6 protein-coding genes and 1 pseudogene are annotated in these 7,568 nt (G+C 41.8%); all 7 read left to right on the top strand.

Annotated elements, in window-relative coordinates:
• Positions 1–515: pseudogene (locus G5B00_RS17485) on the top strand (acetylxylan esterase); the annotation flags it as partial.
• Positions 516–532: 17 nt separating this feature from the next.
• Complete coding sequence (locus G5B00_RS17490; RefSeq protein ID WP_205966467.1) at positions 533–2,572, top strand: family 20 glycosylhydrolase; 2,040 nt, start codon at positions 533–535, stop codon at positions 2,570–2,572.
• A gap of 60 nt (positions 2,573–2,632) precedes the next feature.
• Positions 2,633–4,132, top strand: coding sequence for a Gfo/Idh/MocA family protein (locus G5B00_RS17495; RefSeq protein WP_163878666.1), 1,500 nt, complete (start codon positions 2,633–2,635; stop codon positions 4,130–4,132).
• 96 nt (positions 4,133–4,228) lie between these two features.
• The gene (locus tag G5B00_RS17500) at positions 4,229–5,326 is read left to right on the top strand and encodes an acyltransferase family protein (RefSeq protein ID WP_163878669.1); all 1,098 of its coding nucleotides are present in this window, start codon (positions 4,229–4,231) and stop codon (positions 5,324–5,326) included.
• Between the two features lie 23 nt (positions 5,327–5,349).
• Positions 5,350–5,805, top strand: a complete 456-nt coding sequence (locus G5B00_RS18305) for an MFS transporter (RefSeq protein ID WP_255453807.1) — start codon at positions 5,350–5,352, stop codon at positions 5,803–5,805.
• A gap of 34 nt (positions 5,806–5,839) precedes the next feature.
• Positions 5,840–6,664 (top strand): MFS transporter, encoded by an 825-nt coding sequence (locus tag G5B00_RS18310; protein WP_317168867.1) that lies wholly within the window; start codon positions 5,840–5,842, stop codon positions 6,662–6,664.
• Positions 6,665–6,983: 319 nt separating this feature from the next.
• Positions 6,984–7,568 (top strand): Ig-like domain-containing protein (locus tag G5B00_RS17510; RefSeq protein ID WP_163878672.1); only part of this gene is annotated, 585 nt, incomplete at its 3' end.

Here is a 7,568-nt window from a genome sequence, read left to right on the forward strand (position 1 = left end):
CTGAACGTGTGGCAGTCATGGGACACTCTAGACAAGGAAAGGCAACCCTTTGGGCAGGTGCACAGGATACACGGTTTAAAGTTGTTATTTCTAACAACTCAGGATGTGGTGGTGCTGCTCTTTCTCGCCGTAACTATGGAGAGACTATTGCGAAGATTACAACAAGCTTTCCTCACTGGTTTTGTCTAAATTTTGAAAAGTATGCTAATCAAGAGAGTAGTTTGCCTTTTGATCAGCACTTTTTGACAGCGCTCATAGCTCCTAGAGCTCTATACGTGGCCAGTGCAGAGGAGGATAGATGGGCAGACCCCAAAGGTGAGTATCTCGGGGCATATTATGCTAGAAAAGTGTATGAATTATATGGACTTAGAGGTTTGCCTACTGAAACTATGCCAGAAATTAATAGGCCTGTTATGCATAATGTTGGGTATCATATACGGACCGGAAAGCATGCAGTGACGAACTACGATTGGCAGCGATTTTTGGATTTTACAGATTTACATTTTGATTTATAAATTTTAAAATAATGTTGATGCGTATTAGTAATTTGTTTATTACGTTGTTTGTTGGCTTACTTAATCTTACGTTCAGTGTATCTGCACAAGTATCTCTGCTCCCCGCCCCTCAGTCTATTCAATATGGAAAAGGAAAAGTGTACTTAAGTAATGATATTAGGTTTGTACAAGAATTGGTAGAAGAGGATGTTTTTGTAAAGAATAATTTGGAGAGTTTACTTCAAGAAAAGCTTGTAGATTCACCAGCTAAAGGGGGGACGATTGCACGAATCGTGCTGAAAAGAACGGGTGAGCCAAACCCCTTACCTACTGTTGATGAAGTAGTGGGGCGTAGTTCACGGGAGTATTATGCAATGACAATCAAAGGTGATCAAATAGAAATCACTTCTCCTTCTTCGGCTGGATTATTCTATGGCGTGCAAACTTTGCGACAAATGATAACTCAGGATGATAAAGGTGTATTTGTACCGGAGCTGACCCTTGAGGATTGGCCGGTAATGGCTTATAGAGGCTTTATGATGGATATGACGCATATGCAATTCCCCACTATGGATGAGATTAAAAAGCAGATAGATTTCTTATCTTTATGGAAAATCAATCAATATTACTTTTATTCAGAAGCGAATATAGAACTTGAAGGATACCCCCTCCTAATGCCAGCAGCGCGTTTTACGAAAGAACAGGTCAAAGAAGTGATTGAATATGCTCGAGAGCGCTTTATTGATGTTATACCAAATTTGAATCTTTATGGACATTTACATGATGTATTCAAACATGAGCACTATACTGATTTGGCTGCTACCCCTTATGGGCAAGAGTTTAAGGTCGATCATCCTGATGTAGAGGGCATTGTACTAAATTGGATTGACCAGTTTACAGGAATGTTTAGTAGTCCTTTCTTTCATATTGGTTTTGATGAGACTTATTTGATGAAGTATGAAGCGGAGAGAATGGGCATGACACCTGATGAGCTGTTTCTGAAAATGCTAAACCGTACAGTAAAGGCGGTAGAGGAAAAAGGGAAAAAAGCGATGTTTTATTCTGATCGTCTGAGATTATTTCCTGATGGTATATCTAAGATTGAAGGAAGTCCTATAGTGGTGTCTTGGAAATACAGCACACCTCCGACTGGCTATGGTGATTATGTAGCACCTTTTACAGAGCGTGATCTGCCTGTTTTTGTTCAGTCGGGTTCTTTAAATTATTGGTGGCTTTTACCAGATGTAGTTTCCTCTTTTGAAAATAGCTATGTCTGGTTGGAGGCAGCACAAAAGTTTGGATCCAAGGGCTTCATTATGTCGGGATGGACTGACAGTTGGAACGCTTTAATGAGGTTGACTCGACCAGATATGGCACATGGAGCTGCGGTATCCTGGCAAAAAGAACGTATGGATAATGAGGAGTTTTTTACAGCTTATTGTAATGCTCAATATCCAGATAGTATCGCTTTATTATTAACTACTTCGCATCAATGTTTGGCTGAGGCTGCGCATATTAGTCGAGACGTGTTTGGAAAAACTTCTGAACAAATTTGGGCAAATCCATTTTCGGAAGAAGCATTAAAAATATATTCGGAAAAGAAGAATGAATTACGTCGTTCCAAGTTATTAACTGAAAAAGCTCAAATTCTTTTGATGGAGGCTATGAAAAGCGGATTAGACACCACTTCAATGTATGCCATGTTAGTAGGTTCCAAATTGTTAGACTACTTGTTGACTAAGCAATTATATGCCGGTCGCATAGCTGATATTTATAATACTCATAAAGATAGCAGAGATAAGAGAAAGTTTGGAGCATATATGGCAGAAGCTCATCATTTTTTCTCGTCCTTTGCTGTAGATATGCATAATATGGTCGTAGAAAATAAAGTGATGTTTGAAAAAGCATGGAAGAATGAGTTTACAGATTTTAGATTAGGCATTGCATTGGGTCATTTTGATAAGGAACTGCACAATTGGTTCGCGGTACAACGCAAGTTACAAAGATTGAATAGACTATACGATGCAGATGAACCGTTTCCTCCTATTCAAGAATATTTAAAAATTGATTGGGACTAAAGGGAGACGCTTTTACCAAAGATTTCTCATCTGATAGGATGAGTCGTTATTTTATAATTGATGAATAGAAGAGATATTTTAAAACTAGGAGTCTTGGTTCCTTTTCTTCGTACACCTGCCTTCGGCATTGATTCGATGCCAAGGGATAGGCTGCTGAATGTCGGAATAATTGGAATGGGGCTGCGGGGTAGAGGTATATTGGAGTTAATAAAGGACATTAAGGAGATAAATGTGGTGGCCGTATGTGATAGCGTAGAGCGAAGACTAAAAGACAGCTTACAAATATATCCATCAGCGAAGGGATGTAGCGATTATCGTTATGTGGTTGAAGATCCAAAAATAAATGCCGTGATTATTGCCTTGCCTGAGGTTTTGCATTATCCAGTAGCCAAAGATGCAGTTTTAGCAGGCAAGCATATATATATCGAAAAAACAATGACACATACGCATTCCGGTCTCAATATGAGAAAGGTAGGTCCATACCATGTCGGTCCTATGGAGGGTTGGATGCCGGATTCATATCAGAACTTGGTCATCGAGCAATCTGTAGCAGGGGCTGAGACGGCAGTTGCCAATCTTAAGCCCGCACAGATTGGTTGGGGACAAGTAGATGTGCCAGAACATGCCCATAACCGCCGTTTTAAGATGAAGAAAAAAGCATGGAAGACGCCTTGGGGAGAGACAGAGGGCGTAAAATCGAGTCCTCCTTTAGAGCATGCTGATATCCTTGAGCCCTTAGGTCCAACCGACCCTGAGGTTTCGTTTATATCCGTACGGTCTACAGATGGTACCCCGATAGCATTGTTTGCCAATTATTCCTCCCATTATTCGGCAGATTTGCCAAGGCCATATCTCTCGGCAGATTTTTATGGTGCCTTTGCTGTCCAAATAAGGGCTCTTTTAAAGGCAGAAAATCAACGAATACCTTTTGTGGGCATCATGTCCCATGGGACAGGAGGTGATCAGGGCTCGTCAGACCGCAGAAAATCACTACAAGGGTCGGCATTTGAGCGGCCGGAGCAGGTGGGGATTGACCTTGCCAAAGCGGTGTACCGCACATACGGAGCAGTCCAGCATAAGTCGTGGGTCAGGCTGGGCGCGGCCCAGTCTAGCATAAAAGTTAATGTGCGTAAGGGTACCCCTGAAGAGCTGGAATATGGCGCGTTTTTGCTGGATCGGCATAGACAGGGACTGCCTTTTTTGAATTTTGTTCTTGAAGTACCTTATGCTCGACATTTAAAACGAATGGATGATTTTTGGCCTGATCAAGTGGATATTCCGTTGTCTGTATTTCGTATCGGAGATGTAGCAATAGCAGCTATTCCTTTTGAAGTGTTTGTCGAAACTGGGTTATCTATTAAAGAAAAGAGTCCGTTTCCATCTACCTTCACCTTAGGGTTGGCCAATGGGTCGTTCGGTTATCTGCCCACGGAGGGGCAACATGAATTAAAAGGATATGAAACGTGGAAAGCTCTTGGTAGTAGAGTGGAAAAGACTGCAGCAACGAAAATCGAGGCAGAGGTACTTACTTTACTATCTAAAATCTATGAACAAAACTAACTGAAATACTAAAGGTCGTATAGCCAAATGCAATAGTATATTACGACTGATACGGACATACAAATTAGCTTAAACAGTATGTATAATAATAAAACAATGTCAGGGACAAAAAACGGACGACTGAAATCACTCGATGCACTAAGAGGCTTTGACATGCTTCTATTGGTAGGAGTTGGGGCTGTCTTAAGAGCATTGCCTAACCTGTGGGATACACCTATATCTGTGGCTTTGGCTAACCAAGTCCGTCATACCGAATGGCAAGGGTTTCATCTTTGGGATCTCATATTTCCTTTATTTATCTTTATCGTAGGAGTCAGCATGCCATTTTCGATTAGTAATCGTTTGGAACGAGGAGGAGATCGGAAGCGTCTTTACGTTGCTATCGTGAGAAGGACTGTTATACTTTTTTCGTTGGGGTTGGTGATGAACGGCTGGCTTGCGTTTGATTTTTCCGACTTAAAATGGACAGGAGTTTTACAGCGAATTTCGATAGCTTATTTTTTTACGGCTATCATTGTGATGAATAGCCAAGTGCGGGGGCAAGCGATTACAGCAGTATTATTGCTGGTTGTTTACTGGTTACTCATGATCTTGGTGCCGGTTCCAGGATATGGAGCAGGTGTACTTACCCCCGAAGGAAACCTTCATGCTTATATTGATCAGCTATTGCTTCCGGGCAGAATGTATAATGATTTTTATGATGAAGATGGTATTCTACAGCAGTTATCCTCAATAGCCGTTTGTTTGGCAGGGGTGGTCGCGGGGCAATGGTTAAGGCTACCCAAAACTGAAAACACGAAAGTTATTGGTTTACTGACATCGGGGCTTGTTTGCATAATAATAGCGTTAATATGGAGTATATCCTTCCCGATTATTTTCAAGTTGTGGTCAAGTTCGTTTGCAATGCTGACCATTGGTGTCAGTTCGGTTCTGTTGGGACTTTTTTATTGGATAATAGATGTGAAAGGATACCAGAAATGGGCATTTCCTTTTATTGTCGTAGGACTAAACTCGATTACTATTTACTTAGCTTCGGGGCTGTTTGATTTTGGATCGGTTGTGAATGTATTTGTTCATGGATTTATTGATTATTTAGGGTCGTTTAAGCCATTGTTTTGGGCCTTATGTATGCTTACTGCGAAATGGCTTTTGGTATACTTCTTTTATAAGAAAAATATCTTTTTGAAAGTATAGCTATAATTAATGAGAACGATACTATGATGTATAACAATACATTAGATAAACCTTCCTATTTGACGAGCAAAGCAATTTTAGGCGGTTCTTTAGCCAATTTACTCGTCTGGTACGATTGGTATATCTACGCCGCATTTGCTATCTATTTTTCGGCATCATTCTTTCCACATGGAAGCCAGACCGTTCAGCTTTTGCAGACTGCTGGTATTTTTGCGTTGGGTTTCTTCATGCGCCCGATAGGGGGAATGGTTTTGGGATCTTTTGCAGATCGTTTTGGTCGGAGAAAGTCGATGCTGCTATCCGTTTTACTGATGTCTTTCGGTTCGTTGCTGATCGCCGTAACACCGACGTACGAATCCATCGGAATATATGCGCCTATTTTATTACTCTTTGCGCGCCTTATTCAGGGCTTGAGTATTGGGGGCGGAACGGGTATTACTACGGCCTATCTGACCGAGCTGTCACCCCCCCGGACGTAGAGGGTTCTATGCAAGTTTTCAATACCTTACACTTGTGGGCGGACAGATATTGGCACTGGGTCTTCTTATTCTGTTGCAGAAGTTTTTATTAACCGATGCGCAGCTCCACGAGTGGGGATGGCGTATCCCCTTTGCTATTGGTGCTGTATTAACTTTAGGAATGATCTATTTGCAACGGCATTTACAGGAGACGAAGGCTTATCAGGCATCCAGAGCAAAAAAAACATCGTCTTCCCCAGGAGTGTGGAAGCAACTTATATGGCACCCCAAAGCAATGTTAATGGTGGTTGGCTTGACCTTGGGAGGGACATTGGCATTTTATACAGCTATCGTCTACATGCAAAAATACTTGGTCAATACGGGAGGGATTTCTATGGAAGACGCGACGCTGATTACGTTTTTGGGACTCTTGGTTTTTGCGCTTGCACAGCCGCTCTTTGGGATCTTATCGGATCGTATTGGGCGTCGGCCGCTACTGGTTACTTTTGGTGTGCTGGGAGCTCTAACCACTGTTCCGATAATGAAGGCGTTGAGCACCGCGAGTTCGAATTTGGAAATTTTCGGACTGTTGGTGGTTTATCTGTTGATCCTTAGTCTGTACTCGAGTATCAGCGTGGTTGTGAAGGCTGAAATATTTCCGGCGGAGATCCGGGTGATTGGTGCAGGACTACCCCACGCACTAACGGTTGCCCTGTTTGGAGGTTCGGCAGAATATGTGGCATTGTGGCTCAAAAATATTGGACACGAAGAGTGGTTTTACTGGTATATTACTTTAGGTATCCTGATATCGTTATTGATGTTTTTATTTATGAAAGACACACGTACGAACAATAAAATTGATGGCGAACCATATGGGTAATGTAGGAATTTGAAACAATAGAGGTACATAAAGAACTGGAGTTGAATAGATCTTTTAGACGAATGAAAAATAATATATACGATTGTTATTGGGTCGGGAGTAAGTGGGAGAAAGTGCCGCAATGGAGTTTACTGAAACAATTTTGATATCGACACGACAAATAGGACGATCGGGCGTTGACGTGGGCCGACAAGGTTTCCGATTTAATGACTTATATTTTTTGGTAAACTATGTGACTATGGAAATAGTAAGAAAAATGCTATTCATTATCTTCTTTATCTCTCTGTGCAGCTGCAGTAAAGCGAAGGATTATATAAATGTGCCTGTTACAAATATCACATTCGATCATAACAGATTGACGTTGTCCATAGGCAGTACTGCAACATTAGTCGCCATGGTCAGCCCGAAAGAGACCTCCGATAAAACCATGGTCTGGAGCAGCAGTGATGAAAGTATTGTACAGATAAATTCTGCCACTGGTTTGATGGAAGCTGTTAAAGAAGGTGCAGCTATCATAACATGCACAACAAAACAAAGTGACCTGAAAGCTTTGTGTGATGTCGTCGTGTTACCTATTCTGAATATTCTCTTTGTAGGTAATAGCTTTACGTATGATGCAGTTCGGTGGCTTCCAGGCTTGCTTCGCGGTGCGGGGGTCAAAAATGTGAATATGGTCCTTATGTATCGGTCGGGTAGCTTAATAAAAGAGCACGTCTCCGATTATGAGTCTGATATCGGATACACCTGCTATCGGGCAGTACCTGGTGCTCCTGGATGGGTAAGCACGACAGGGTATTCAATTAAAGATGTAATCGATGAGCGGAAATGGAATGTAGTTTCTATTCAGGAACATACAGAAAATGCAGAAGCTTGGGGTTTGACTCCGCAAAGACAGGGCGTGATC

Origin of the sequence: Parapedobacter sp. SGR-10, from assembly GCF_011030405.1 — a bacterium.
Taxonomy (GTDB): Bacteria; Bacteroidota; Bacteroidia; order Sphingobacteriales; family Sphingobacteriaceae; genus Sphingobacterium.

Bases quoted from the DNA above. Each gene is read 5' to 3' on its own strand.
- G5B00_RS17490 (WP_205966467.1), top strand. From the start codon at position 533: ATGCGTATTAGTAATTTGTTTATTACGTTGTTTGTTGGCTTACTTAAT.
- G5B00_RS17495 (WP_163878666.1), top strand. From the start codon at position 2,633: ATGAATAGAAGAGATATTTTAAAACTAGGAGTCTTGGTTCCTTTTCTT.
- G5B00_RS17500 (WP_163878669.1), top strand. From the start codon at position 4,229: ATGTCAGGGACAAAAAACGGACGACTGAAATCACTCGATGCACTAAGA.
- G5B00_RS18305 (WP_255453807.1), top strand. From the start codon at position 5,350: ATGATGTATAACAATACATTAGATAAACCTTCCTATTTGACGAGCAAA.